The organism is Chitinophaga sp. CCNWYY40, assembly GCF_037483205.1.
Taxonomy (GTDB): Bacteria; Bacteroidota; Bacteroidia; order Chitinophagales; family Chitinophagaceae; genus Chitinophaga; species Chitinophaga ginsengisegetis.
Genome location: NZ_JBBHLF010000003.1, coordinates 928,382 through 954,104, shown reverse-complemented (window position 1 = coordinate 954,104; position 25,723 = coordinate 928,382). Strand labels below are relative to the sequence as shown.

General features: G+C 47.1%; 26 protein-coding genes. All 26 read left to right on the top strand.

Annotated elements, in window-relative coordinates:
• Positions 1-29 precede the first annotated feature (29 nt).
• The 26 genes from V7S65_RS14340 to V7S65_RS14215 all read left to right on the top strand — a co-directional run bounded on the left by V7S65_RS14340 (position 30) and on the right by V7S65_RS14215 (position 25,722).
• Positions 30-773, top strand: coding sequence for a class I SAM-dependent methyltransferase (locus tag V7S65_RS14340; protein WP_079470548.1), 744 nt, complete (start codon positions 30-32; stop codon positions 771-773).
• A gap of 2 nt (positions 774-775) precedes the next feature.
• Positions 776-1,354, top strand: a complete 579-nt coding sequence (locus V7S65_RS14335; protein ID WP_079470547.1) for a phosphatase PAP2 family protein — start codon at positions 776-778, stop codon at positions 1,352-1,354.
• Positions 1,351-2,082 (top strand): ZIP family metal transporter, encoded by a 732-nt coding sequence (locus tag V7S65_RS14330; RefSeq protein WP_079470546.1) that lies wholly within the window; start codon positions 1,351-1,353, stop codon positions 2,080-2,082. The genes V7S65_RS14335 and V7S65_RS14330 overlap by 4 nt, the downstream gene beginning before the upstream one ends.
• 23 nt (positions 2,083-2,105) lie before the next feature.
• A complete protein-coding gene (locus V7S65_RS14325; RefSeq protein ID WP_079470545.1) occupies positions 2,106-3,398 on the top strand; it encodes a hemolysin family protein in 1,293 nt (430 codons plus the stop codon).
• 146 nt (positions 3,399-3,544) lie between these two features.
• Entirely contained in the window at positions 3,545-5,080 is a 1,536-nt protein-coding gene (locus V7S65_RS14320) for an HAL/PAL/TAL family ammonia-lyase (RefSeq protein ID WP_336386713.1), read from the top strand.
• A 48-nt stretch (positions 5,081-5,128) separates the two neighbouring features.
• The gene (fabG, locus tag V7S65_RS14315; protein ID WP_336386714.1) at positions 5,129-5,857 is read left to right on the top strand and encodes a 3-oxoacyl-ACP reductase FabG; all 729 of its coding nucleotides are present in this window, start codon (positions 5,129-5,131) and stop codon (positions 5,855-5,857) included.
• A gap of 49 nt (positions 5,858-5,906) precedes the next feature.
• A complete protein-coding gene (locus tag V7S65_RS14310) occupies positions 5,907-7,133 on the top strand; it encodes a beta-ketoacyl-[acyl-carrier-protein] synthase family protein (protein ID WP_336386715.1) in 1,227 nt (408 codons plus the stop codon).
• 95 nt (positions 7,134-7,228) lie between these two features.
• A complete protein-coding gene (locus V7S65_RS14305) occupies positions 7,229-7,486 on the top strand; it encodes an acyl carrier protein (protein WP_079470541.1) in 258 nt (85 codons plus the stop codon).
• Entirely contained in the window at positions 7,486-8,361 is an 876-nt protein-coding gene (locus V7S65_RS14300) for an LpxL/LpxP family acyltransferase (RefSeq protein ID WP_079470540.1), read from the top strand. Before V7S65_RS14305 ends, V7S65_RS14300 begins: the two co-directional genes overlap by 1 nt.
• Before the next feature lie 75 nt (positions 8,362-8,436).
• Positions 8,437-8,862, top strand: coding sequence for a hypothetical protein (locus V7S65_RS14295; RefSeq protein WP_079470539.1), 426 nt, complete (start codon positions 8,437-8,439; stop codon positions 8,860-8,862).
• A 6-nt stretch (positions 8,863-8,868) separates the two neighbouring features.
• Entirely contained in the window at positions 8,869-9,627 is a 759-nt protein-coding gene (locus tag V7S65_RS14290; protein WP_111577755.1) for a hypothetical protein, read from the top strand.
• Between the two features lie 3 nt (positions 9,628-9,630).
• Entirely contained in the window at positions 9,631-10,050 is a 420-nt protein-coding gene (locus tag V7S65_RS14285) for an acyl-CoA thioesterase (RefSeq protein WP_079470537.1), read from the top strand.
• A 12-nt stretch (positions 10,051-10,062) separates the two neighbouring features.
• Positions 10,063-11,208, top strand: a complete 1,146-nt coding sequence (locus tag V7S65_RS14280; protein ID WP_336386716.1) for a beta-ketoacyl-[acyl-carrier-protein] synthase family protein — start codon at positions 10,063-10,065, stop codon at positions 11,206-11,208.
• A 14-nt stretch (positions 11,209-11,222) separates the two neighbouring features.
• Entirely contained in the window at positions 11,223-12,284 is a 1,062-nt protein-coding gene (locus V7S65_RS14275) for an SAM-dependent methyltransferase (RefSeq protein ID WP_227024503.1), read from the top strand.
• A gap of 43 nt (positions 12,285-12,327) precedes the next feature.
• Positions 12,328-13,584, top strand: a complete 1,257-nt coding sequence (locus V7S65_RS14270) for an NAD(P)/FAD-dependent oxidoreductase (protein ID WP_079470534.1) — start codon at positions 12,328-12,330, stop codon at positions 13,582-13,584.
• Positions 13,585-13,651: 67 nt separating this feature from the next.
• Positions 13,652-14,206 carry a hypothetical protein gene (locus V7S65_RS14265; RefSeq protein WP_079470533.1) on the top strand — a complete coding sequence of 185 codons (555 nt, stop codon included), beginning with the start codon at positions 13,652-13,654 and terminating at the stop codon, positions 14,204-14,206.
• 19 nt (positions 14,207-14,225) lie between these two features.
• Positions 14,226-14,492 (top strand): phosphopantetheine-binding protein, encoded by a 267-nt coding sequence (locus V7S65_RS14260; RefSeq protein WP_079470532.1) that lies wholly within the window; start codon positions 14,226-14,228, stop codon positions 14,490-14,492.
• Positions 14,489-15,685 (top strand): beta-ketoacyl-[acyl-carrier-protein] synthase family protein, encoded by a 1,197-nt coding sequence (locus tag V7S65_RS14255; protein ID WP_336386717.1) that lies wholly within the window; start codon positions 14,489-14,491, stop codon positions 15,683-15,685. Before V7S65_RS14260 ends, V7S65_RS14255 begins: the two co-directional genes overlap by 4 nt.
• A gap of 12 nt (positions 15,686-15,697) precedes the next feature.
• On the top strand, positions 15,698-16,762 hold the full coding sequence (locus V7S65_RS14250; protein ID WP_336386718.1) for a beta-ketoacyl synthase N-terminal-like domain-containing protein: 1,065 nt from the start codon (positions 15,698-15,700) through the stop codon (positions 16,760-16,762).
• Positions 16,756-17,535, top strand: coding sequence for a polysaccharide deacetylase family protein (locus tag V7S65_RS14245; protein ID WP_079470530.1), 780 nt, complete (start codon positions 16,756-16,758; stop codon positions 17,533-17,535). Before V7S65_RS14250 ends, V7S65_RS14245 begins: the two co-directional genes overlap by 7 nt.
• Positions 17,528-18,160, top strand: a complete 633-nt coding sequence (locus V7S65_RS14240) for an outer membrane lipoprotein carrier protein LolA (protein WP_336386719.1) — start codon at positions 17,528-17,530, stop codon at positions 18,158-18,160. Before V7S65_RS14245 ends, V7S65_RS14240 begins: the two co-directional genes overlap by 8 nt.
• Positions 18,138-18,761, top strand: a complete 624-nt coding sequence (locus V7S65_RS14235; protein ID WP_336386720.1) for a hypothetical protein — start codon at positions 18,138-18,140, stop codon at positions 18,759-18,761. The genes V7S65_RS14240 and V7S65_RS14235 overlap by 23 nt, the downstream gene beginning before the upstream one ends.
• A 35-nt stretch (positions 18,762-18,796) precedes the next feature.
• Positions 18,797-19,156, top strand: coding sequence for a 3-hydroxyacyl-ACP dehydratase (locus V7S65_RS14230; protein WP_336386721.1), 360 nt, complete (start codon positions 18,797-18,799; stop codon positions 19,154-19,156).
• Positions 19,157-20,350 carry a DUF2062 domain-containing protein gene (locus V7S65_RS14225; RefSeq protein WP_111577751.1) on the top strand — a complete coding sequence of 398 codons (1,194 nt, stop codon included), beginning with the start codon at positions 19,157-19,159 and terminating at the stop codon, positions 20,348-20,350. It abuts the gene before it with no gap.
• The gene (locus tag V7S65_RS14220; protein ID WP_336386722.1) at positions 20,343-24,218 is read left to right on the top strand and encodes a 1-acyl-sn-glycerol-3-phosphate acyltransferase; all 3,876 of its coding nucleotides are present in this window, start codon (positions 20,343-20,345) and stop codon (positions 24,216-24,218) included. The genes V7S65_RS14225 and V7S65_RS14220 overlap by 8 nt, the downstream gene beginning before the upstream one ends.
• Complete coding sequence (locus V7S65_RS14215) at positions 24,205-25,722, top strand: phytoene desaturase family protein (RefSeq protein ID WP_336386723.1); 1,518 nt, start codon at positions 24,205-24,207, stop codon at positions 25,720-25,722. Before V7S65_RS14220 ends, V7S65_RS14215 begins: the two co-directional genes overlap by 14 nt.
• Position 25,723 lies beyond the last annotated feature (1 nt).

The following is a 25,723-nucleotide window of genomic DNA, read 5'->3' as shown; positions in this document are numbered from 1 at the left end:
GTTAGCTTCTGCCTATAGCTGCACAAAATATGGAAGTAGATAAACTATGGTTTAAAGATTGGTTTAATTCTCCTTATTATCATCTGTTGTACAACAACCGGGATGACAGGGAAGCCGCGGCATTTATTGATAAGCTACTCACTTATCTGCAACCGGCGCCGGATGCGGAAATGCTGGATGTAGCCTGTGGAAGGGGACGGCATGCCAAATACCTGGCGGATAAAGGTTACTATGTAACTGGGATCGATCTTTCTATCGAAAGTATTAATATCGCAAAAAAGCTGGAAAATGATCACCTCAGCTTTTTTCAGCACGACATGCGTTTACCTTTTTGGGTAAACTACTTCGATGTGGTGTTTAACTTCTTTACCAGCTTTGGTTATTTTGAATCGCAGCGCGACAATGACAACGCATTGCGTACGCTCAAAAACGCCCTGAAGCCGGGAGGCAAGCTGGTACTGGATTATCTGAACAGCAATTATGTAGCTGCTCACCTGGTGAACGATGAAGTAAAGGAAAAAGATAATGTAGTATTTGATATCCGCCGGGAACTGAAAGCGCATAAATTTATGAAGCAGATCAGTATCCTGGATAAGGAAAAGATGCGTCGCGCTACGTACACCGAAAGCGTGAATGCCTTTACCAGGCAGGAGTTTGAAGCCATGTTCGCCAAACAGGGGCTCAAAATAACAGAAATATTCGGCGACTATCACTTTAACAGCTATGATGAACAGCGTTCGCCACGACTGATCATCATTGCCACAAAATCATAGCCATGCTTGAATCGATACTCCGCGAAGATCTCCGGCTCTTTTTTCATATTAACGGTCAATGGTATAATGGATTCCTGGATGTAGTGCTGCCTTTTTTAAGGGAGCCTTTTGTTTGGGCGCCGTTGTACCTGTTCCTGGGGCTGTTTGTAACTATTAACTATGGTTGGAAGGGCCTTTTCTGGATATTATTTTTCCTGTTGTGCTTTGGTGTGGCAGACCAGAGCAGCCTGTATCTGAAAAGCGCGATCGGAAGGGTGAGGCCCTGCCGCGATCCGCTGGTGTCGCACTACGCACGGGTATTGGTAGTGTATTGTCCTATGAGCGGGAGTTTTACTTCCAATCATGCCGCCAATCATTTTGCCCTGGCTACATTTTGTTTCATAACTTTAAAACAGGCATTTCACCGGTACGCCTGGTTATTTTTTGTATGGGCGGCTGCTATTGCCTATGCACAGGTATACGTAGGCGTGCACTATCCGCTCGATGTAGCGGGAGGTGCAGTACTGGGTATTTTAATCGGACTGCTGAGCGGCAGTTTTTTTCAACGCCGCATAAGACTGGAGTCTGAACTCGCATCATGAACTGGAACTATCTGATACTAATACTGGCTGCAACCATTGCTGGTGGGATTATTCCCATGACGGTAAAACGCGTCAATGCTAACTTTTCTATTTACCTGCTCGCATTTACAGGGGCTTTTCTTTTTGGGGTGATCATTATGCACCTCCTGCCGGAAGTGTATGAGGCGCTGGGCCACCAGGCAGGCGTTTATATTGTGCTGGGATTTTTCCTGCAGGTATTCCTGCAGCAGCTCTCACATGGTATGGAACACGGCCATACCCATATACCGCAAACGCATCACCATCATATTGCGGTGACCCCGCTTTTGCTGGGGCTTTCCATCCATGCGTTCATGGAAGGGTTGCCGCTGGGCTTTAAGTACAATGATCATTCGGCATTACCCTCGCTGATGGCGGGTGTGGCCGCCCATAAAATTCCGGAGGCATTAACACTCATTACCGTGATGATGCATGCCAACAAGAAAAGGGCAGATCTCTGGCGGATACTGATCATTTTCGCGTTGGTAACGCCGCTGGCCGCTGTACTGGCGGGTTGGCTGGGCAGCCGTTTTGAAGTGATACAACATTACCTCTTATACGTGGTAGCGCTGGTGGTGGGTGCATTTCTGCACATTTCCACTACTATCTTTTACGAAAGTGGCACCAAACATCATGAACTCAGCAGGAAAAAAGTGCTGGCAATAGCCCTGGGCTTGCTTCTGGCATTTCTAACCCTGATATTTGAATAATTTTTTATTTTTAGGCTTTATATATGGAAGTCGTCATTATCCTCATCCTTATTTTATTGAACGGCCTTTTCTCGATGTCGGAGATAGCGTTGGTCTCGGCCCGGAAGATCCGATTGGAGAACCAGGCCAATAAAGGGGATGAAAAAGCAAAGGCAGCTTTAAAGCTTGCCAACAATCCGGACACCTTTCTTTCTACCGTGCAAATCGGTATTACCCTGATCGGCATCTTAACGGGTATTTATTCAGGCGAGAACATCAAAACAGATGTGATGGCCTGGCTTAACACCTTTCCGGTTATACAGCCTTACAGCAGTGTGGTGGCTACTGTTATCATTGTAGTGGTGATCACTTATTTTTCTATGGTATTGGGAGAACTGGTGCCGAAACGTATCGGGCTGGCCAAACCGGAAGCAATCGCCAAGTTTATGGCCAAGCCTATGCAGGTGCTTTCCTGGCTTACCTTTCCCTTTATCTGGTTATTAACCGCGTCTTCTGCGGCGCTGATAAAATTATTGAATCTTAAATCCGGTGAACCCCATGTTACGGAAGAAGAGATCAAAGCCATTATTAATGAAGGCACCAGCTCCGGCGCTATTGAAGAAACTGAACAGGAGATTATAGAAAGGGTATTCCACCTGGGCGACCGTAATATTACCTCGCTCATGACTTACCGTAACGATATTACCTGGCTGGATATCAACGATGAACCTGCCACCTACCGGCAAACCATCCTGGATAGCCTGCATTCGGTGTATCCGGTGTGCGACGGGCAGATAGACAGTATTAAAGGACTTATTACCATCAAGGACCTGTATTCCGTAGCGGGACAGTCGACCCCGATCACTGATATTATCCGTAAGCCATTATTTGTGCCGGAAAACAATACCGCTTACCAGGTGCTGGAAAAGTTTAAGGAAACACACCTGCACGCTGCTTTTATTGTGGATGAATATGGCACTTTCCTGGGAATGATCACGCTGAATGATATCCTGGAAGCGATTGTGGGCGACATGCCGGAAACTGCCGAAAGCGACGATTACGAAATGGTGCTCCGGGATGATGGTACCTGGCTGGTAGATGCCCAGATCCCGTTTTATGATTTCCTGGAAGAATTTGATAAAGAAGACTGGATGACCGAGTTTGAGCAGGATTTTGATACGCTGGCAGGGTTTATCCTGCATCACCTGGAACATATTCCGCAAACAGGAGAGAAGTTCTCCTGGAGAGATTTTACTTTTGAAATAGTGGACATGGATGCGCATCGTATCGACAAAGTACTGGTTACACCGCCAACAACAACAACAGAAGAAGATTAGGCTTGATCCCCACCCCGATAAGTAATAACCGCATGCGTAATTACCCGTAATTCGTTGAGTGGGGTTGTTATTTATTTGGATAAATCTAGCTTTATGCTAATTTTGAGCACTTTTTTACATATACAAATAATTTAATTTAAGATAAAATGGTTGCAATAGGAAGTAAGGCACTGTCCCTGGAAGAAGTGTACAGGGTCCTTTTGGGCGGAGAAGAGCTGACATTGGAAGCAGCGGCTTTGCAGCAGGTGGAAGCTAGTTTTCTATTCCTCGAAAAATTTTCGGCAAAGAAACTGATTTACGGTATCAACACCGGTTTTGGCCCGATGGCCCAATACCGCATCAGCGATGAAGATACTTTCCAGTTGCAGTATAACCTGATCCGCAGCCATAGCTCCGGCGCCGGCAACTGTATGTCGCCGTTGCATACGAAAGCCCTGATGATAGCGCGTTTGAGCAGCTTTATGCAGGCGCATTCCGGTATTCACCCGGAAGTGGTACATCTTTTAAAAGACCTGATCAATAAAAACGTATATCCGTGTGTGTTTGAGCATGGTGGCGTAGGCGCCAGCGGCGACCTGGTACAGCTGGCCCATCTGGCGCTGGTACTGATCGGCGAAGGAGAGGTATGGTATGAAGATAAATATCAGCCTACGGCAGATGTTTTTGCTAAACTGAACCTGAAACCTATAGGCATTCATGTGAGAGAAGGACTGGCCATTATCAACGGTACTTCCGCCATGACGGGCATCGGGCTGGTAAACCTCATTGAAGCAAAGAAACTGCTGGGCTGGTCGGTGGTATTATCTGCCATGATCAATGAAATAGTAGAAGCGTTTGACGACCACCTGTCGGCCGAACTGAATGCCGTGAAAAAGCATGAAGGCCAGCAGCAGATTGCCGCCAAAATGCGGGAGATCCTCAAGGGCAGCAAAATGGTCCGCCATCGCCCTGATCATCTTTATAAAGAACTGGAAGAAGAAATTTTTAAAGATAAAGTACAGGAGTATTATTCCCTGCGCTGCGTACCGCAGATCCTGGGTCCTGTATACGATACCCTTGCACAGGCAGAAAAGCTGGTGGTACAGGAACTGAATTCCGTGAGTGATAATCCCGTAGTGGATCATCACCTGGAAAACGTTTTCCACGGCGGAAATTTCCACGGCGATTATGTCTCCCTGGAAATGGATAAAATCAAGATAGCCATCACCAAATTATCGATGCTGGCAGAAAGACAACTCAACTACCTGCTGAACGAAAAGCTGAATCACAAGTTCCCGCCGTTTATGAACCTGGGCAAACTTGGCTTCAATTTTGGAATGCAGGGAGTGCAATTTACGGCAACCTCCACCGTGGCGGAAAACCAGACTTTGTCGTTCCCAATGTATGTGCACAGTATTCCGAACAACAACGATAACCAGGATATTGTGAGCATGGGAACCAACGCAGCTATCATGACCAGCAAAGTAATAGAGAATACTTTCCAGGTATTGGCTATACAGGTGATGACGGTATTACAGGCGGTGGATTATCTGAATTGCCAGGATCGTTTGGCGGGATTCTCTCACAAAGTATACCAGGAAGTGAGAGCAATTTTCCCTAAATTTATTGAGGACAGCCCGCGCTATAAAGATCTTCAGCAAATTAAAGCGTACCTGATAAAGAACATGCCGGTTCAGTTCTGATCAAATAATTGTGGTTAGCCGTCATTCGTAATTCGTAATTTGTAATTCATGAAATGTGCATTAGTAACAGGAGGGTCCAGGGGCATAGGAAGGGCAGTATGTATTAAAATGGCCGAAGCAGGCTATCATGTGCTGATCAACTACAAAGGAAATGAGGCTGCAGCGCTGGAAACGCTGGAGGCAGTAAAAGCAAAAGGCAGTACCGGTGAACTGATGCCGTTTAACGTAGGCGATGCCGCCGAAGTGCAACAGGTATTGGGGAGCTGGGTAGAAAATAATAAAGAACAACAGATAGAAGTACTGGTGAATAATGCGGGTATCCGGGAAGATTCCCTGATGTTCTGGATGAATGAGGCGCAATGGAGCAATGTACTCAATATCAGTTTGAACGGATTTTTCAACGTAACCAAACAGGTGCTGAACAGCATGTTGCTGAAACGTTACGGGCGTATCATTAACATGGTATCGCTGTCCGGTATCAAGGGCTTACCCGGTCAAACCAACTACTCTGCCGCCAAAGCAGGGGTAATTGGCGCTACAAAGGCACTGGCACAGGAAGTTGCCAAAAGAGGGGTAACGGTGAACGCCGTTGCGCCCGGTTTCATCAGAACAGATATGACCGCCGAGCTTAATGAAAAAGAGCTGGCAGCACAGGTTCCCATGAACCGCTTTGGCACCGCCGAAGAGGTGGCGGATGCAGTGGCCTTCCTGGCTTCCAGGTCCGCAGGTTATATTACCGGGGAAATTTTAAACATCAATGGGGGGCTGCACACTTAATAACGTCAATATAACTGGGCTATAGGCTAACCGCTAAAAGCTAAGAGCTATGAACAGAGTAGTGATCACTGGGATGGGAATTTATTCCTGCATCGGAAAGGATATGCAGGAAGTAAAAGATTCATTGTATCAGGGCAAATCCGGTATAGTACTGGACCCCGAAAGAAAAACATTTGGCTACCGTTCCGGGCTGACCGGGTATATAGAAAGACCTGAACTCAAAGGGTTGCTGGATCGCCGGGCAAGGCTCATGATGCCGGAACAGGCGGAATTTGCCTACATGGCTACCCGCGAAGCCCTCGCACAGGCAGGCATGGCACCTGAATATATTGACTCCACACCGATAGGACTTTTATATGGCAACGACAGCTCCGCAAAACCGGTGGTAGAAGCCAACGATGTGATGCGGGCTAAAAAAGATACGATGCTGGTGGGTTCCGGATCTGTTTTCCAGACCATGAACTCCACGGTGAATATGAACCTGGCTACTATTTTTAAGCTCAGGGGCGTAAACTTCACTGTAAGCGCAGCCTGCGCCAGCGGCTCACATGCTATCGGGCTCGGATATATGTTTATCCGGAACGGTATGCAGGACGCTGTGATCTGCGGCGGCGCCCAGGAAGTAAATGTGTATGCGATGGGAAATTTTGATGCCATTGCCGCATTTTCTGTGAGGGAAGGAGATCCTACCCGTGCTTCCAGGCCATTTGACCGCGACCGGGATGGGCTGGTACCCAGCGGTGGCGCTGCCACTGTGATCCTGGAAAGCCTGGAGTCTGCACAGCGCAGGGGCGCCACAATTTTAGGCGAAGTACTGGGATACGGTTTTTCCTCCAATGGCGCGCATATTTCCAATCCAACCGTAGACGGACCTGTAAGATCTCTGCAGATAGCCCTGCAGGATGCCGGTTTGCAGCCGGGCGATATAGAGTATATCAACGCACACGCCACCTCCACCGCCGCCGGTGATGCCAGCGAGGCCAAAGCGATTCATGAAGTGTTTGGCGCTTCACGGCCCTACGTAAGCTCCACCAAGTCCATGACCGGCCACGAATGCTGGATGGCGGGCGCCAGTGAAATTGTATATTCCATGCTTATGATGCAGCATGGCTTTATTGCCCCCAATATCAACCTGGATAACCCTGATGAGGATGCCGCCAGGTTAAATATTGTAACCAGTACAATTAATAAAAATTTTAATATATTTTTGTCAAATTCTTTTGGCTTTGGAGGAACAAATTCATCCCTGATAGTAAGGGGGTGGAATGGAAAATAAATATCCTTAACTTTGGCGCTCGGAATAGGATTAGCTGACCAATAGACTGAATAAACACAAATTATTAACCGACCTATATCTGATTTCACACTTTTATGGACATTAGAGAGATAATAACTGTTACGAATAAGTTTCTGGTAGAGGAGTTTGAAGCAAACCCTGAGGCCATCACGCCGGAAGCAAACATGAAATCCACACTGGATCTGGATAGTTTGGATTATATCGACATGGTGGTAGTAATAGAAGATAACTTCGGATTTAAAGTAAATCCTGAAGAGTTCCAGGCTATTGTCACCTTCCAGGATTTCTACAACTATGTAGCCACTCGTGTACAACAAAAAGAACTGGTATAATGCCTTCCTGGCAAGGAAAATCTAAGGGGAGTAAGTTCGGATATAGTTGTTTTGTTTTCCTGTTGAAGCATGGAGGGGTGGTGCCTGCGTATATGTTGCTGAGATTTGTAGCCTTCTATTTTTTTGCATTTTCCTGGAGTTCCTCAAAACCTGTCTATCATTATCTCCGTACAAAAATTGGTTATAGCAGGGGCCGCGCGTTGCTCAGTTTATACCGGAATTATCATGTATTTGGCCAAACACTGATCGATAAGGTAGTGGTGATGGCAGACATGTCCAATAAATTCACCTTTGAGTTTGAGGGAGAACATCATTTACGTGAAATGATTGCCGGCGGTAAAGGCGGCATCCTGTTAAGCGCACATGTGGGTAACTGGGAAGTAGCCGGTCATTTGTTCAAGCGCCTGCAAACCCGTATCAATATTGTGATGTTCGACGGCGAACACCAGCGGATCAAAGATTACCTGTCCGGTATTACGGGCGACCGGAACATGAATGTTATCGTGATCAAGGATGACCTGTCGCATATTTATGCTATCAATGAAGCATTGAGTAATAAGGAGCTGGTGTGTATGCATGCCGACCGGTTCCTGCCGGGCAATAAAACCGTAACGGTTCCTTTTTTGGGCCAGGATGCCCGTTTTCCGCTGGGTCCTTTCCTGCTGGCCGCCACCTTCCGGGTGCCGGTTTCCGTAGTATTTGCCTTTAAGGAATCGTCTACCCATTATCATTTTTTTGCCACAGAACCCCGCTCGTACCACGGCCGGCGTAACCAGGGAGTAGAAACCGCCCTGCAGGATTTTGTGCATCATGTGGAAGAAAAAGTATACCGTTACCCGGTACAATGGTTCAATTATTACGATTTTTGGGAATAATGCGTGTTTTTACTGTTAATAATTTCGTATAATTCTATTTATTTCGTGTTTCATATTTAATAATAACTTGTGCAGATGTTTATTCATTCAGACGATATCACCGCCTATATTCCCCAGCGTACTCCCATTGTGATGATCAGTGGAATCCTGGCTGTAGATGGCCCCGTAACCCGTACCGGTCTTCACATAGCACCAGATAATATTTTTGTGGAGAATGGGGTGCTCACCGCACCCGGCCTGATGGAAAATATTGCACAAACCGCCGCTGCCCGCATCGGCTATATCGCCAAACAGCAGAATACCCCCGTTCCCCTGGGGTTTATTGGCGCTGTAAAAGACCTGGAAATACTGGAGCTGCCGCCGGCAGGACAAATGATAGAAACAACCACCGAAATCGGCGGTGAAGTATTTAATGCCACTATGGTAACCGGCAAAGTGATGTTTGACGGCCGCCTCATGGCACAATGCGAAATGAAAATATTCATCAATCCCCAAATTTAATCACACATGAACTGCAGAAAATTAATTGCACTTCCGTTGCTGATGTTGAGCATGATGGCTATGACAGCAAATGCTCAAACACTGAAGAACTTCCTGGACAACAAAGATTCGTCCTTTACCTGGCTGGGCGTGGATTTTACACAAGCCAAACTGTTGGGTGATGCCGCCGCCAAAACAGACGCCATCGTAGACCATGAGTTTACTGCCCTTAACCAGGTAATTGTGAACGAACAAAAGAAGTACGATGTACCAGGCGCACTTCACCGCGATAAATACAACACCAGTATTGGTTTGGTGAACAAACGCAATGAAGCCATCAATAAAGATGCGCTGAAATCTGATGAATCTTCCGACTTTGAACGTCTTAAACCGGAAGACATTGTCAAAGTGGTGAAATCGTACGATTTTACCGGAAAACATGGAATCGGCGTAATGCTGGTAATGGAAGGCATGAGCAAAACCAGCAAAAGTGCCTCTATGTGGCTGACCATTTTTGACATGGACAAGAAAAATGTACTGCTCACAGAACGTTATGTAGGTAAAGGCCAGAAATGGAGCTTCGCATGGCGCAACTACTGGCTGGCTACTATTAAGAGTGTGCTGGATGATATCGACGACGACTACAGCAAACTGAAAACCAAATACGCTGAAGCCAAAGATCCGGAAGAACCAAAACCGGTAGTGGCAGCACCCGCAGCAAAGAAAGAAACCAAAGCTGCCGGTACAACAACGCCCGCAACAAAGAAACCAAAGAAGAAAGGATAAATTATGATACTGACTGAATGCACCAACATACTGATAAGATTTAATGAAGCAGATCCGCTGGGAATAGTATGGCACGGGCATTATGTGCGGTATTTTGAAGACGGCAGGGAAGCTTTCGGAGAAAAATACGGGCTCAGATACCTGGATATTTTTGAAGAAGGATTCACTGTACCGGTAGTAAATGTACAATGTGATTACAAACGCTCTTTGCGCTACGGCGACAGGGTGATAGTAGAAACAAGGTATGTGGACGACCTGGCAGCAAAAATAAAATTTGAATACATCCTTACCAATCCTGCCACAGGGGAAATAGTAGCAAAGGGTTCTTCCGTACAGGTATTCCTGGACAAGGAAACTTCATCCCTGCAATTGATTGCTCCTCCTTTTTTCAGTGAATGGAAAAAAAAGCACGGACTGGTATAACCAAAGGGTATTATGCAACAGGTGTATGTAGTAGCAGATAATATTGTGGGGCCTCTTGGCAGTACTACCCGGGAAAATTTTGACCAGGTTTTATCTGGCAACAGTGGCATAGCGCAGCATAACAATGCCGCCTATGCCGCTGCTCCGTTTTATGGCGCTATCACAACGCCTGCACAACTGGACGCCTTTACGGCAAACGCTAACGTAAAAGGATACACGCGGTTTGAGCAGCTGCTGGTTGCTTCTATACAATCGGCTTTGCGACAAACAGCTGTTACGCTCACAGATGCACGCACCGGCTTCATTATTTCCACCACAAAAGGAAATATTGAACTGCTGGAGCAGCAGCCTGAAGGCATTGTACCGCCGCTGGCCAACATGCAGCTGTACACCACTGCAAAGAAAGTGGCCGCTCATTTTAACGCGGCCAATGAACCACTGGTGATCAGCAGTGCCTGCATTTCAGGGCTGGTAGCCATTTTAACCGGCAAACGGCTCATTCAATCAGGACGTTATGATCATGTAGTGGTGACCGGCGCAGATGTACTGACCCGCTTTGTATTATCCGGGTTTCAGTCGTTCCAGGCAGTAAGCGCTGTTCCCTGTAAGCCGTTCGATGCCAACAGAACAGGCGTTACGCTGGGAGAAGGCGCTGCCACCGTGATCCTCAGCCGGGAAAAAGGGGATGCGCTCTTTTCATTGGGTGCAGGCGCTATCAGCAACGATGCCAATCATATTTCCGGCCCTTCACGTACCGGCGAAGAACTGGCCGCAGTGATGCAACTGGCGGTAAACGGCAGCGGACTCACTGCTGAGGACATTGGATTTGTATCGGCACATGGCACGGCTACCCTGTACAACGATGAAATGGAGGCGAAAGCACTGCATCACGCCGGACTGGCAGCCTTACCGGTAAACAGCCTGAAAGGCTATTACGGCCATACGCTGGGCGCCGCCGGACTCATAGAAGCAATTATCAGCATGCAGGCCATGAAAGCCGGTGTGGTATTGCCAACAAAAGGATTTGAAATACCCGGTGTGAGTATGCCGGTAAATGTTCATAATACCCTGCTGCAAAAAACATCCCGCCACTTCCTGAAAACAGTATCAGGTTTCGGTGGATGCAATGCAGCGATGGTTTTTAATCTTAACAGCTAAACAAAGTTATTGTCGTGTTTAATAAAGAAACAAAAACAGCACTCGAAGCAAAAGAAGCTGCATTGCGTCTGGCATTTGCCCCCGTTGCGTTTCAGGCTACCCGGGCATTACGTGATATGGGTATTTTAACGGCGGTGAGCAACAGCCGCTCTGCCGGTATTACCATTGAAGAAATAATGGAGCAAACCAAAATGTCGCGTTATGCTGTAAGAGTGTTGCTGGAAGCAGGTTTAGGTATGGAGCTGGTGATTGTGAACGATAAACGGTATACCCTCACCAAAACCGGTTACTTTATTTTACATGATCAGCTTACCCGCATCAATATGGACTTTTCACAGGATATCTGCTACAAAGGCATGAATCATCTGCAGGAAAGTCTGATAGAAGGAAAGCCTGCCGGTTTGCGCGAACTCGGTCCCTGGGATACTATTTACCCGGGCTTGTCGCTGCTGCCACCTGAAGTAGGTAAAAGCTGGTTCGACTTCGACCATTACTATTCAGACCTCGCTACTCCGCAGGCGCTGGATATTGTTTTTGAAAAGAAACCAAAACGTTTGCTCGATATCGGTGGTAACACTGGTAAGTGGGCGCTGGCCTGCACCGCCAAAGATCCGGAAGTGGAAGTAACCATCTTTGATTTACCGGGTCAGGCCGGACTGGCACAACAGAAAATGAAAGATGCCGGCGTGGAAAACCGGGTGCATTTTCATATTGCCAACATTCTCCACGAGGAAGTGCCCTTCCCGCAAGGCTTTGATGCCATCTGGATGAGCCAGTTCCTCGATTGTTTTTCTGAAGCTGAAATTGTTTCCATCCTGAAACGTTGCCGCGAAGCACTCAACGAAGGAGGGACTGTATATATCCTGGAACCTTTCTGGAACCGCCAGCAGTTTAAATCCGCCGCTTTTTGCCTGCAGCAGACTTCCCTGTACTTTACCGCTATGGCTAATGGTAACAGCCAGATGTATCATACAGATGATTTCTTCCAGTGTATTGACGATGCCGGTTTAACCATTATTGAGGAAAATGACCAGATGGGAATGAACTATACATTGTTGAAATGTCAAAAAAAATAACAAACCCAATCGCATAAATCTATAACTCCCAAAATCGTCACTTATGAAAACTGAGCAAGTTGATGTACTGGTAATAGGAGCGGGTCCGGCAGGAACAGTAGCGGCGTCTATCATTCATCAGGCAGGGTACAATGTAAAAGTGGTGGAGAAACAGAAATTCCCCCGTTTTGTGATCGGTGAAAGCCTGTTGCCCCGCAGCATGGAAGCCCTGGAAGAAGCAGGGTTTATTGACGCCATTAAAGCAAAGGGATTTCAGCAGAAGTATGGGGCAAAGTTTGTAAAAGGAGACGCGCTCTGCGATTTTACTTTCCAGGAGCAATTCACACCAGGCTGGACCTGGACCTGGCAGGTAACGCGCGCTGATTTTGATAAAACGCTGGCCGACACCGTAGAGAGCATGGGTGTACCGGTAGCTTATGAAACAACTGTAACGGATATACGTTTTAACGGGTCTGATTCCATTACAACGGTAGAAGATAAAGATGGGCAGCAGTCGCAGATTGCAGCCCGCTTCATAGTAGACGGCAGCGGCTACGGCCGGGTGATTCCCAAATTATTCAACCTGGAGAAAAACTCCAACCTGCAACCCCGCAAGGCGTTATTTGCCCATACCGTGGATGTGCGCCGTTCTATGGCCGACGAGCCTAACCGCATTACCGCAGTGGTACATAAAAAGGGCGTATGGATCTGGATCATTCCTTTCGCTACCGGGGTTACTTCCCTGGGTTTTGTGGGAGATCCGGAATTTTTTGAGGAATATCCGGGTACCGATGAAGAGAAATACCGCGCCCTGCTGGAGGCAGAACCCTATACCAGGGAGCGTTTCCGGGATGTGGAACTGGTATTTGAACCACGTATTTTACAGTCGTGGTCTGCTACCACGGATAAATTTTATGGAGATGGATTTGTGCTGACCGGTAACGTGACAGAATTTCTGGACCCGATTTTCTCTTCTGGCGTAACTTTGGCCTGTGTTTCCTCGCAAACAGCGGCAAAACTGGTGATCCGGAAACTGAAAGGTGAGGCGGTAGATTGGGAGAAAGAGTATATGGAGCCTACCATGCAGGGCGTGAATACATTCCGTTCCTATGTGATGGCCTGGTACGAAGGCACCCTCGATACTATTTTCTTTAAGAAAGATGCTGATCCGCTGATAAAAGGACAAATTTGTTCTGTACTGGCTGGTTATGTGTGGGATATGAATAATCCTTTTGTGAAAAATCATGATACGGCCTTGAAACGTTTGGTCAGGACTATTGAATTAACAGAAAAATTAAAAAGCAACCCGGAGATTGAATAGCGGATCGACATATATTACGGGGAGTTGCATCATACGGCAAAACAGGGTTTATTTAAATGGCTCTTTGTTGTGGGAGGCGGATTCCGCACTGGAATTACCGGAGTTTTTGCGGGCAGGATACGACCGTTTTTCCGGTCAGTATCCTAAATTCCATAAAATGGACGCCCTCAGCAAGCTGGGCTGGCTGGCAGCGGAAGTATTGCTGAAGGACACCGACATACATTTATTGTCACCGGAACAAACAGGCATGGTATTATCCAACCGGAGCAGCAGCCTGGATACAGATTTGCGGTACTACGCTACTGTAAAGGACTTTGCCAGTCCGGCGTTGTTTGTGTATACCCTGCCCAATATCGTGATGGGAGAGATCTCCATCCGGCATGGTTTTAAAGGAGAGAATACTTTTTTTGTATCAGATGTTTTTGATACAACTTTAATGAGCACCTATCCGGCGCAGCTGCTGGCAGAAACGCCTTTGCAGGCTTGTATTTGCGGGTGGGTAGAAGTAATGGAACAACAATACGAGGCCGTATTATTCCTCGTGGAAAATAAACAGCGGAACAATGCCATCCCTTTAACAGAGGCGGCTTTGTCATCGTTGTATCAACAAAAAAACAGTTAATAACTTTAATCAAACTACAGTGGAAAAGTTGATGGCGGATCTGAAAGCGCAGATCATAGAACAATTGAACTTGCAGGAAGTAGCACCGGACAGCATTGGCAACGATCAGCCGTTGTTTACAAAGGAAGGGCTTGGGCTCGATTCTATCGATGCGCTGGAATTGATTGTATTGCTGCAACAGCACTACAATATCCGCATTGCCAATCCTGAAGAAGGACCGAAGATCTTCCACTCGGTACGCACGATGGCGGTGTATATTACCGAAAATCAAACCGTAAAGGCATGAGTGAAAAGGTGTGGATAGCGGGCGGTGGAGTGATCAGCGGTATCGGGCTGGATGTACCTGCCTGTATACAATCGTTCCGGGACATGAAACCCGGTATGGAAGCCATGCAGCACCTGTCTTCTGTTCATCGCACTACCTTTCCGGTAGCAGAAGTAAAGGCAGATAACGCCACCCTCGCCGATATGGCGCGGATGCCGGAAAATATCAGCCGTACGGCCCTGCTCAGCATGATTGCCGCCCGCGAGGCGTGGCAGTCCAGCGGGTTGGGGGATATCTCCCAATACCGGGTAGGATTTGTTTCCGGCAATACCGTAGGCGGGATGGATAAAACCGAGGATTTTTTCGCGGAGTACCTCTCTGATCCGCGTGGTGGCCGGTTACAGAACCTGGTTCATCACGAATGCGGCAGCATCACCGAACTGGTAGCCGACAGTCTCGGCGTGCGTCATCACATTTCTACTATCAGCACGGCCTGTTCTTCCGGCGCCAACGCATTGATGTATGGCTCCCGGCTGATCCGCAATAACATTGTGGATGTAGTGATTGCCGGCGGTACAGATGCGCTGACCCGCTTTACGCTCAACGGGTTCAATACCCTCATGATTCTTGATCAGCAGCCCTGCCGGCCTTTTGACGATACCCGTACCGGGCTTAACCTCGGCGAAGGCGCGGGTTACGTGGTGCTGGTATCCGACAGCCTGGCCGCCCGCCTGCAGCCCTGGTGCCGCCTCAGCGGCTTTGCCAATGCTAATGATGCCTTTCATCAAACAGCGTCTTCGCCGGATGGCACTGGTAATTACCTGGCCATGAAAGGCGCGCTGGATATGGGCGGACTGCAACCACAACAAATTGGTTATATTAATTTACACGGCACCGGTACACAGAATAATGATGTATCGGAAGGAATCGCTATAAACCGGCTCTTTGCACCGCATTTCCCGGCGATGAGTTCTACCAAATCCTTTACCGGTCATACGCTGGGCGCCAGCGGTGGCATCGAAGCCGTATTTTCGGCGCTGGCAGTAAAGGAAGGAATTATTTACCCGAATGCGCGTTTCGAGCACCAGATGAAGGAATTACCATTTGCACCCGTTACCGCCTTTTCTGCAGGTCATGATCTGCAACATGTAATGTCCAACTCATTCGGTTTTGGCGGCAATTGTTCCAGCCTGTTATTTTCAAGGGCCAGTTAACAGCTATAAATTATGCAGATCTATATAAATGGCACCGGTTGTATTTCTCCGCAGGAAACTGCGCAGGGAGGCCCTTTGCTGGCTACTCCCAGGGAATACGAACAGGTGCGCCTGGCCACAGTAGACCCCGATTACAAACAATGGATTGATGTGAAACAGATCCGCAGGATGAGCCGGGTGGTGAAAATGGGAGTAGGGGCGGCGAATTTAAGCCTGGAAGCAGCCGGCATTACCGCTCCGGATGCGATCATTACCGGCACTGCTTATGGCTGCCTGGACGACACGGGCGTGTTCCTCACCAAAATGGTGAACCAGCAGGAGGAAATGCTTACACCTACTGCCTTTATACAAAGTACACACAATACCGTAGCCGGTCAGATTGCCCTGCTATTGGGTTGCAACGGATATAACAACACCTTCGTTCACCGCGGCTTTTCTTTTGAAAACGCCCTGCTGGACGCTATTATGATATTGAAAGAAGGCTCGGCACAACACATTCTCGCCGGCGGAGTGGATGAAATTACGAATCACAGCCACCAGTTGCTGTCGCGTTTCGGCCTCTATAAAAAGACGCCGGTAAAAACGATGGAACTGCTGAACAGCCCTTCCCGCGGCACTATTGCCGGTGAAGGCGCTGCTTTTTTTACATTGGGGATTACCAAACAACCAGGTGCCGTAGCCGAGCTATCCGGTGTAAGTACCTTGTACAAACCGCTTTGGGAAGGAGAAGTGATCGGGCACATCATGAAATTCCTGGAAGATAATAATTGCACGCCTGCGGATATTGATCTGATTGTTACCGGCAGGAATGGAGATATTGACCAGGATGAAATTTATGAAGAAGTAGCCGACGCCTTATTTCCTGAACATGCGGAAGCCAGCTTTAAACACCTCTGCGGGGAATATCCTACAGCGGCGTCTTTCGGCGTATGGATGGCCAACGCCATCATAGCGCAACAGGAAGTGCCGGAAGCGGCGGTGTTTTTTGGTAAGGCGCCGGAGAAGATAAAAAAAGTATTAATCTATAATCACCACCAGGGAACACATCATTCGCTGGTATTACTCACTGCATGCTAAACAACAGGGTTGTAAATATCATTGCCACTATTAGTCTCCTGGTACTTTTGTTCCTGGATAAAGTAATGGCGTATGGTATTTCCTTCTGGTGGTACGGTGTGCCTTTGCTTATTTTTCTCCCGGTAACTGTTTACGGGGCGATGAATATTGAATCGGGCTTTTTTTTAAAGGCGTTCTGTGAGGCCAATACTACAGAAAAGGTAGTGGCGCTTTCTTTTGATGACGGGCCACAGGAGGCTTTTACGCCACAGATACTGGACATCCTGCACAGGGAACAGGTGCCTGCTGCTTTTTTTTGTATCGGGAAGAATATCAGGGGGAATGAGCGCTTACTGAAACGGATATACGAAGAAGGGCATATCATAGGTAATCATACTTATTCACACCACTTCTGGTTTGATATGAAGTTATCCGGTAACATGCTGAAGGATATGCAGGAAATGGATGCGCTCACGGTAGACGCTACGGGCCTGCATCCGCGCCTGTTCCGCCCACCTTACGGCGTCACCAATCCGAACCTGGCAAGGGCAGTAAAAGCAGGTAATTATCTGCCGGTAGGCTGGAACATACGCTCACTGGATACAGTGGCAAAGGATGAAACAGCATTACTGCACCGGATTATGCAGCAGCTGAAACCAGGGGCCGTTATTTTACTGCATGATACCTGTAAGATAACCGCAGATATACTGCCACAGCTGATCCATGCGATCCGTGAAAAGGGATACCGCCTGGAAAGAATTGATAAAATGTTAAACGTTAGAGCATATGTGTAAATGGCTGTTAATATTGATTGGTTGTGTAGTGAGCCTGCAAATACAGGCCCAGTCCGGATTTAAGCCGGTAGGAGATATGACGCCGCTGAAGCAGCAGTTTGCAAAGGCCGCTCAGAGTACGCAAAGCATTCAGTGCGATTTTGTACAGGAAAAGAACCTGAGCATGTTGTCTGATAAAATTGTGTCTAAAGGGAAGTTCTGGTTTAAGAAAGATAATAAAGTAAGAATGGAATACCTCCAGCCTTCTTATTACCTGCTGGTGATTAACGGGAAAGATATCCGTATCAAGGACGCGCAGAAAGAGAATAAAGTGTCGGGGAAGAATAATAAACTGTTTGAACAGATCAATAAAATTACGGTGGATTGTGTAAGGGGAACCGTGCTGGATAACGCTGATTTTTCTACCAAAGCCGCTGAAAATGCCCAGTATTACCGCCTGGAGCTTACGCCGGTAAACAAGGTAATGAAAGAATATTTTCAAACTATTGTGCTGCTGGTAGATAAACAGGACTATTCTGTATCAAAAATTACAATGGCGGAATTATCAGGCGATGATACCACCATCAGTTTTTTACATAAACAATTGAACACAAATATCCCGGATGCGGTATTTTCTGCTAAGTAGTTTGTTGGGAATAGTGATGCTGATGGCAGGTTGCCGGTCGGTGTACAAAGGATTACAGCCTGTGAGCGGCGATGTAAATTGTATCAGGCAGTTCAGCCCGCAGTTCACGTCTACGCTATATAGCACGCAGGTTGATATTCTGAAGCATCACCTGAGCGGACTCCTGTTTTTCAAGCAGATGCCGGATAGCAGTATCCGCGTGGTATTTGCCAACGAGATGGGATTTAAGTTCTTTGATTTTGAATTTGATAAGCAGGGGAATTTTACCAAACACTACCTGATGGCTAAAATGGACAAGAAGGCAGTGGTGAAAACGTTACAGCAGGATTTTGCATTGGTGCTGCTGCGGCCCGATCTGCAGGCAGCGCATATGGCTGCGGATAGCCATTACCGTTATATAGTAGTGCCTACGGAAAAAGGTAACAACTATTATATCACGGATACCACCTGTACGAAACTGGTGCGGATAGAAAAGTCGTCGCGCCGCAAACCGGCTGTCACCGTATGGATGCAGCATTATAACAACGGCGTGCCGGATACAATCAACATCCGTCATGAGCATTTCAAATTCAATATTTCATTGCAGAAAGTAGAAAAGTAAAAACGTCACCTTTAATTACATAATCACACAGTCCAATGTTAGCAGGAAATTTTTATACCGTTACAGCGCAATCCCAGGAACCCGGACAGGTGGCCACCACCATCGAACTGAATGCGACACATCCCATATTTCAGGGGCATTTCCCGGAACAGCCTGTAGTACCGGGTGTATGCATGATGCAAACCATTACGGAAGTGCTGGAAAGCGCGCTGGACAGAAAGGTGATGCTGAAAAAAGCAAACCAGATGAAATTCCTGAACATGATAGACCCGGTAAAACAGCCACTGGTGGATGTTACGCTGACCTACAAAGAAGAGGAAGGAGGATGGAAAGTGAATGCAACACTGAAGCGCGACGATAAAACATTTATGAAGTTCCAGGGTATATTCAACTAAGTGACCAGCCAACCTACACATAACGAACACTTTGAACGCCACCGCGCAGCGGTGCTCATTCCTACGTACAACAACGCCGGTACGCTGAGCGCTGTATTGACTGACGCGCTTACTTATACCAGTCATGTGATTGTGGTAAACGACGGTGCGACAGATGAAACAGCGGCGGTACTGGAACAGTTCCCTTCCCTGCAATTAGTTTCGTATAGCCCTAACCGTGGAAAAGGCGTGGCGCTTCGCCGTGGATTTTCCTATGCGCTGGAGCAGGGCTACGACTATGTAATCACAATGGATGCCGACGGCCAGCATTTTGCCACCGATCTGCCCACTATGTTACAGCAGATTGAAGAACAGCCGGGCGCACTGATCATAGGCGCCCGTAACCTGCACCAGGAGAATATGCCGGGCAAAAGTACTTCTGCCAACAAAGTATCTAACTTCTGGTTCCAGGTAACCACCGGATTGAAAGGACCTGATACACAATCCGGCTACCGCCTGTATCCCCTGCAACGCATGGGGAGAATGCACTACTTCTGCACCAAATATGAATTTGAAATAGAGGTATTGGTGCGCAGTGCATGGAAAGGTATTAAGGTCGACTGGACACCAGTGCGTGTATACTACCCGCCACCGGAAGAACGGGTGTCTCATTTCAGACCGGTAAGGGATGTTTCGCGCATCACAGTACTGAACACCATACTGGTACTCGTCACTTTTTTGTATATCAAACCCCGCGACCTGGTCCGTTTTCTTTTAAAAAAAGAGAACTGGAAAAAAATGTGGAAAGAAGAAGTGCTGAAGTCTGACGAATCCAATATCAGGAAAGCAGCTTCCATTGGCTTTGGTATTTTTATGGGGATCATACCTATCTGGGGATTCCAGCTATTGGTATCTATCCTGTTGTCTATAAAATTCAGGCTGAATAAGGCATTGGTGCTGCTTTTTGCACATATCAGTACCCCGCCGCTTACACCATTTGTGATCTTTGCCAGTTTCCTGGCAGGGCGCGTATGGATGGGGCAAACCGCCAAAGACCTGGTATTTTCCAATGGCATCAACTTCGATACCATCAGGGATAACCTGTTGCAATATGTATTTGGCAGCATTACACTGGCAGTATTGGGTGGATTGCTGGCCTGGATAGTGAGTTGGGCAATACTGACAATTTTTAGAAAAGAAAGAAGAAATGGGTAATCTTTTTGTAGCGATCTATAATTTTTTTGAGCAGCGTAAAGCATGGCTGTGGTGTTGCACCATTGCCAGTTTTTTGCTGGTTGGATATTTTGCTGCACAAATAAAACTGGAAGAAGATATTACCAAAATATTGCCGCAGGATAAGAAACTGGATAAGCTGCAACAGGTGTTCCAGGATTCCAGGTTTGCGGATAAGCTGATTGTTACCATCTCCCAAAAAGATACTACGCAGGAAGCCCAGCCTGATAGTTTAACGGCCTACGCCGCAGAACTGTCCACCAGGGCGGGCGCACAGCTATCGCCCTATATCAGGCAGATTCAGTCGCAAACAGACGACGCCATGATCATGGGATTGATGCAGGTGATACAACAACACCTGCCCATCTTCCTGGAAAAAAATGATTACGCGAAAATCGATAGCTTACTGGCACCTCAGCAACTACAGCAATCATTACAATACGATTATAATACGCTGATATCACCCGCAGGACTGGTACTGAAAAAAATGATCCAGGCCGATCCGGTAGGCATTTCCTGGATAGGTGTAAAGAAGCTGCAACACCTGCAGTATGATGATCAGTTTGAACTGTATGATAACTACATCATCACTAAAGATCATAAACACCTGATGATCTTTATCACGCCGGCAAACCCGCCGGGTGCCACAAAAATTAATGCACAGTTCCTGAAAGGACTTGATAAAATAAAGGATAGTCTTGATCAGCAATACCCCGGCATCGCCGCCTCTTACTTCGGTGGTACTGCTGTTTCCGTGGGTAATGCCACCCAGTTAAGACAGGATACTTTTTTAACGCAAGGCATTACGGTAGTATTACTGGTAGTACTGATTGCCCTGTTCTTTAAAAAGAAAAGAGCCCCGGTGCTGGTGATGCTGCCCGTGATTTTCGGCGGATTGTTTTCACTGGCATGGATATACGTTATTAAAGGACACATCTCCGTAATGGCCATGGGCGCGGGCGCTGTAGTGCTTGGTATTGCGGTGAATTATTCGCTGCATGTATTTAATCATTACCGTCACTCGCAGAATATCCGCGAAGTGATCAACGACCTGGCCACACCCATGACGCTCGGTAGTTTTACTACTATCGGCGGGTTTCTGTGTTTGCAGTTTGTGCATTCTCCTATGCTGAAAGACGTGGGACTATTTGCTGCACTCAGCCTGGTGGGCGCTGCCTTATTTTCGCTGATCTTCCTGCCACACTGGATTGTAATGGGCCGGCAACCGGTGAAAGCAGTCACTCATCATGATAACTGGCTCGACAAATTATCTGCTTACCGGCCGGAGAAAAACAAGTACCTGGTAGGCGCTATTTTCCTGCTTACCATCGTGTTTTTCTATACTGCACGCAACGTATCCTTTGAAAGTGATATGATGCGCATGAACTACATGACACCGCAATTAAAAGCTGCGGAAGCACAGTTGAACAGCGTAAATTCCTACGTGGCGCAATCGGTGTATGTAGTGTCTGACGGCCGCAATCTGGAAGGAGCGCTGGAAAGCGGCGAAAAGCTGCTGCCGGTTATTCAGCAGTTGCAGGAAAAAGGTATCGTGAAAAAGTATGCCGGCGTACAGGCGTTACTGTTATCCAATAAGGAACAGGAGGCACGTATTAACCGCTGGAATCATTACTGGACCGCAGACAGGAAGCAGCAATTGCTACAATATCTGCGTAGTGAAGGAAGCACACTGGGCTTTAGTAAAGCGGCTTTTGATCCTTTTGACCAGTTGATCAATAAAAATTTTCAGCCGCTCGATCCCAGTGCTTTGCAGGTACTGCGCGGCGGTAACCTCGGGGATTTTATAATAGAAAAGAACGGTACTACCTCCGTGGTAACCTTACTGAAAGTAGATCCGGCCCACAAACAGGCAGTGTACGATGCGTTGGAGAACATACCGAATACAACGGTGCTGGATAAACAATATGCAGCTAACCGACTGGTAGAAGTGGTGAAAGATGAGTTTAACAGCATTGCATGGATGACTTCTCTGCTGGTGTTTTTTGCATTGTTATTATCGTATGGCCGTATTGAACTGGCGCTCATCACCTTTATCCCGATGGCTGTCAGCTGGGTGTGGATATTAGGTATCATGGGGCTTTTCGGGATTAAGTTCAATATTGTAAATATCATCCTCTCTACTTTTATTTTTGGTTTGGGAGATGATTACAGCATCTTTATGATGGATGGACTGTTACAGGAATACAGGACCGGGAAGAAAACCCTTTCTTCTTTCAAGTCATCCATTTTCCTGTCGGCCATCACTACTATTCTTGGGCTGGGTGTGCTCATCTTTGCACAGCACCCTTCACTGAAATCTATTGCGCTGATTTCTATTATCGGTATTGGTACCGTGGTGTTGATTTCGCAGGTAATGATCCCTTTCCTGTTTAACTGGCTGATCACCGGCCGTGTGCGGAAAGGCTTTGCACCGTGGACTTTCAAAGGATGGACGCTCTCTGTATTTTCCTTTACTTATTTTGCGATGGGCAGCTTCCTTTTAACTGCTATCGGTACAGTGCTGATCCGCTGGAACCCATTCAATAAAGAAAAAGGAAAGGTGTTGTATCACCGCATACTTTCTGCATATACACATAGCGTATTGTATATTATGCGTAATGTGAAGAAGCGCATCATTAATCCTTCCAATGAGCAACTGGAAAAGCCGGCGGTGATTATCAGTAATCATCAGTCTTTCCTCGATATATTAGTGTCCACCATGCTTCACCCGAAGGTGATATTGCTTACCAATCAATGGGTGTGGCGTTCACCGGTGTTTGGCTCCGTAGTTCGCCTGGCGGATTACTATCCTGTTGCGGACGGTGCAGAGGGCGCTATTGAAAAGCTGAGAGACAGGGTAGCGGCAGGGTATTCTATTGTAGTGTACCCGGAAGGCACCCGCTCGCCCGACCCGGCTATCAAGCGTTTTCATAAAGGCGCTTTTTATATTGCAGAACAATTGGGTCTGGATATTTTGCCGATGGTGATTCACGGTACCGCCTATACGATGAGTAAAGGAGATTTCCTGTTGAAGGATGGTACAGTAACCGTAAAGTACCTGCCCCGTATTACACCTGAGGATAAGTCGTGGGGAGATAACTACAGCGCACGTACGAAATCTATCAGCCGGTATTTTAAACAACAATATGAAATATTACGCGCGGAAACGGAAGTGCCAAAATATTTCCGGGAGCAGCTGAAATATAATTATATCTACAAAGGACCGGTGCTGGAATGGTATATGCGTGTGAAAACAAAGATGGAAAACAATTACCAGCTGTTTCATGAGTTATTACCTAAAGAAGGACGCATACTGGATATTGGCTGTGGCTATGGGTTCATGGACTACATGCTTACCTGGACGGCGCCGGGTAGAACCATCACTGGTATTGATTACGATGAAGATAAGATAGCCACTGCGGCTTACTGTTATAATAAGCCGGAACAGCTGCAGTTTATTCATGGTGATATTTCCGCTACTCCTTTTAACGAGTATGATGCTTTTATATTGAGTGATGTGTTGCACTACCTGCCTGCAGATGAGCAGGAGATGCTGCTGCAGCAATGTATAGCACGGCTCGCGCCGGATGGTGTGATTGTGATCCGCGATGGCGACAGCGACATGGCCAAAAGGCACGAGGGGACGAAGTTCACAGAGTTTATGTCTACAAAAGTAATTGGGTTTAATAAAACGAAGGATCAGCCATTGTCGTTTTTCTCAGCTGCACATGTACGTAGTCTTGTTCACAAATATGGTGCAGTAGCGGAGGAAATAGACAATACCCGGTACACCTCTAATGTAATATTTGTGATCAAAAAACTTCCCCAGGAAAATTATGCACCACTATGATGTCATCATTATAGGCAGCGGCCTAGGCGGTTTGGTATGTGGAGCTATCCTCAGCCGGCATGGGTATCGTGTATGCATATACGAAAAGAACCGGCAAACAGGCGGTTGCCTGCAAACATGGTCACGTGATAAAGTTATTTTTGATTCTGGTGTGCATTATATCGGCGGACTGGCGCCTGGTGAAAACCTTTACAAAGTATTTAAATACCTCGGCATTTATGATAAGCTCCGGCTGAAACGTATGGATATGGATGGTTTCGATCATATCAGTTTTGCCGGGGATGATAAAGTGTACCGGATAGCGCAGGGAGAAGAGAACTTCATCCGTACGCTGCTGGAGGATTTTCCTGAAGAAGAGGCGGCGTTACGCGCCTATTGCAATAAGATCACGGAAGTATGCAGCAAGTTCCCGCTGTATAATCTTCGTACCGGTGATTATGAAGAAAAGCGATCGGTGTTGCAACTGAATACTGCCGACTATTTGCGCAGCATTACCAGCAATGAAAAACTGCAACAGGTACTGGCCGGCAACAATCTTTTGTATGCAGGCGTAGCGGAGAAAACGCCTTTTTACGTACATGCATTGGTGTTAAACAGCTATATGAAAAGCTCCTGGAAGTGTGTGGATGGCGGCTCCCAGATAGGAAAGCTGCTATGCCGCCAGATCCGGGAGAACGGTGGAGAAGTGATCCGTAACATGGCTGTTACCGCTATCAATGGCGACGGCGATAAGGTGGATCATATTGTATTGCAGGATGGCAGCAAAGTACAGGCTACGCATTATATTTCTAACCTGCATCCTGCGCAAACGATGGCGATTACCCACAGTGATGTATTGCGCAGCGCTTACCGCAGCCGCATGCAGGGATTGGAAAATTCAATAGGCGCCTTTGTACTGAACGTAGCTTTGAAACCGGGTACCTTTAGATATCTTAACTACAATCATTACTACCATGCTACAGGTAATGCCTGGGCAGGTATTGATTATAAAGAAGAAGAATGGCCGCAAACCTATGCCATGTACGTATCGGCCAGCTCCCGGCATGAAACCTGGGCAGATAGTTTATCCATCATGACCTACATGCGGTATGATGAGGTAAAGCAATGGCAACATACTTTTAATACGGTGTTACAAACCGGCAGCAGGGGAGCGGATTATGAAGCATTTAAGGAGAAAAAGGCCAACCTGCTTATTGATTGTGTGGAAAAGCAGTTTCCCGGTTTCCGGGATTGTATCCATACTTCCTATGTGGCTACACCGTTATCATACCGGGATTATATCGGTACCGGCGACGGCAGCATGTACGGCATTGCAAAAGATAGTGCAGATCCTTTACGGACAATGGTTTCGGCCCGTACCAAACTATCCAATTTGTATCTTACCGGTCAAAACCTGAACTTGCATGGAATTTTAGGGGTAACCATCAGCAGTGTGATCACCTCGGCGGAGTTGCTGGGAATGGATTTCCTGTTAGATGAAATTAATCAGTCAATATATACTTGAA

Bases quoted from the DNA above. Each gene is read 5' to 3' on its own strand.
- V7S65_RS14330 (WP_079470546.1), top strand. From the start codon at position 1,351: ATGAACTGGAACTATCTGATACTAATACTGGCTGCAACCATTGCTGGT.
- V7S65_RS14295 (WP_079470539.1), top strand. From the start codon at position 8,437: ATGTTTATTCATTCAGACGATATCACCGCCTATATTCCCCAGCGTACT.
- V7S65_RS14335 (WP_079470547.1), top strand. From the start codon at position 776: ATGCTTGAATCGATACTCCGCGAAGATCTCCGGCTCTTTTTTCATATT.
- V7S65_RS14235 (WP_336386720.1), top strand. From the start codon at position 18,138: ATGCGGTATTTTCTGCTAAGTAGTTTGTTGGGAATAGTGATGCTGATG.
- V7S65_RS14255 (WP_336386717.1), top strand. From the start codon at position 14,489: ATGAGTGAAAAGGTGTGGATAGCGGGCGGTGGAGTGATCAGCGGTATC.
- fabG (WP_336386714.1), top strand. From the start codon at position 5,129: ATGAAATGTGCATTAGTAACAGGAGGGTCCAGGGGCATAGGAAGGGCA.
- V7S65_RS14240 (WP_336386719.1), top strand. From the start codon at position 17,528: ATGTGTAAATGGCTGTTAATATTGATTGGTTGTGTAGTGAGCCTGCAA.
- V7S65_RS14230 (WP_336386721.1), top strand. From the start codon at position 18,797: ATGTTAGCAGGAAATTTTTATACCGTTACAGCGCAATCCCAGGAACCC.
- V7S65_RS14250 (WP_336386718.1), top strand. From the start codon at position 15,698: ATGCAGATCTATATAAATGGCACCGGTTGTATTTCTCCGCAGGAAACT.
- V7S65_RS14320 (WP_336386713.1), top strand. From the start codon at position 3,545: ATGGTTGCAATAGGAAGTAAGGCACTGTCCCTGGAAGAAGTGTACAGG.
- V7S65_RS14280 (WP_336386716.1), top strand. From the start codon at position 10,063: ATGCAACAGGTGTATGTAGTAGCAGATAATATTGTGGGGCCTCTTGGC.
- V7S65_RS14300 (WP_079470540.1), top strand. From the start codon at position 7,486: ATGCCTTCCTGGCAAGGAAAATCTAAGGGGAGTAAGTTCGGATATAGT.
- V7S65_RS14290 (WP_111577755.1), top strand. From the start codon at position 8,869: ATGAACTGCAGAAAATTAATTGCACTTCCGTTGCTGATGTTGAGCATG.
- V7S65_RS14245 (WP_079470530.1), top strand. From the start codon at position 16,756: ATGCTAAACAACAGGGTTGTAAATATCATTGCCACTATTAGTCTCCTG.
- V7S65_RS14305 (WP_079470541.1), top strand. From the start codon at position 7,229: ATGGACATTAGAGAGATAATAACTGTTACGAATAAGTTTCTGGTAGAG.
- V7S65_RS14325 (WP_079470545.1), top strand. From the start codon at position 2,106: ATGGAAGTCGTCATTATCCTCATCCTTATTTTATTGAACGGCCTTTTC.
- V7S65_RS14340 (WP_079470548.1), top strand. From the start codon at position 30: ATGGAAGTAGATAAACTATGGTTTAAAGATTGGTTTAATTCTCCTTAT.
- V7S65_RS14220 (WP_336386722.1), top strand. From the start codon at position 20,343: ATGGGTAATCTTTTTGTAGCGATCTATAATTTTTTTGAGCAGCGTAAA.
- V7S65_RS14270 (WP_079470534.1), top strand. From the start codon at position 12,328: ATGAAAACTGAGCAAGTTGATGTACTGGTAATAGGAGCGGGTCCGGCA.
- V7S65_RS14285 (WP_079470537.1), top strand. From the start codon at position 9,631: ATGATACTGACTGAATGCACCAACATACTGATAAGATTTAATGAAGCA.
- V7S65_RS14215 (WP_336386723.1), top strand. From the start codon at position 24,205: ATGCACCACTATGATGTCATCATTATAGGCAGCGGCCTAGGCGGTTTG.
- V7S65_RS14310 (WP_336386715.1), top strand. From the start codon at position 5,907: ATGAACAGAGTAGTGATCACTGGGATGGGAATTTATTCCTGCATCGGA.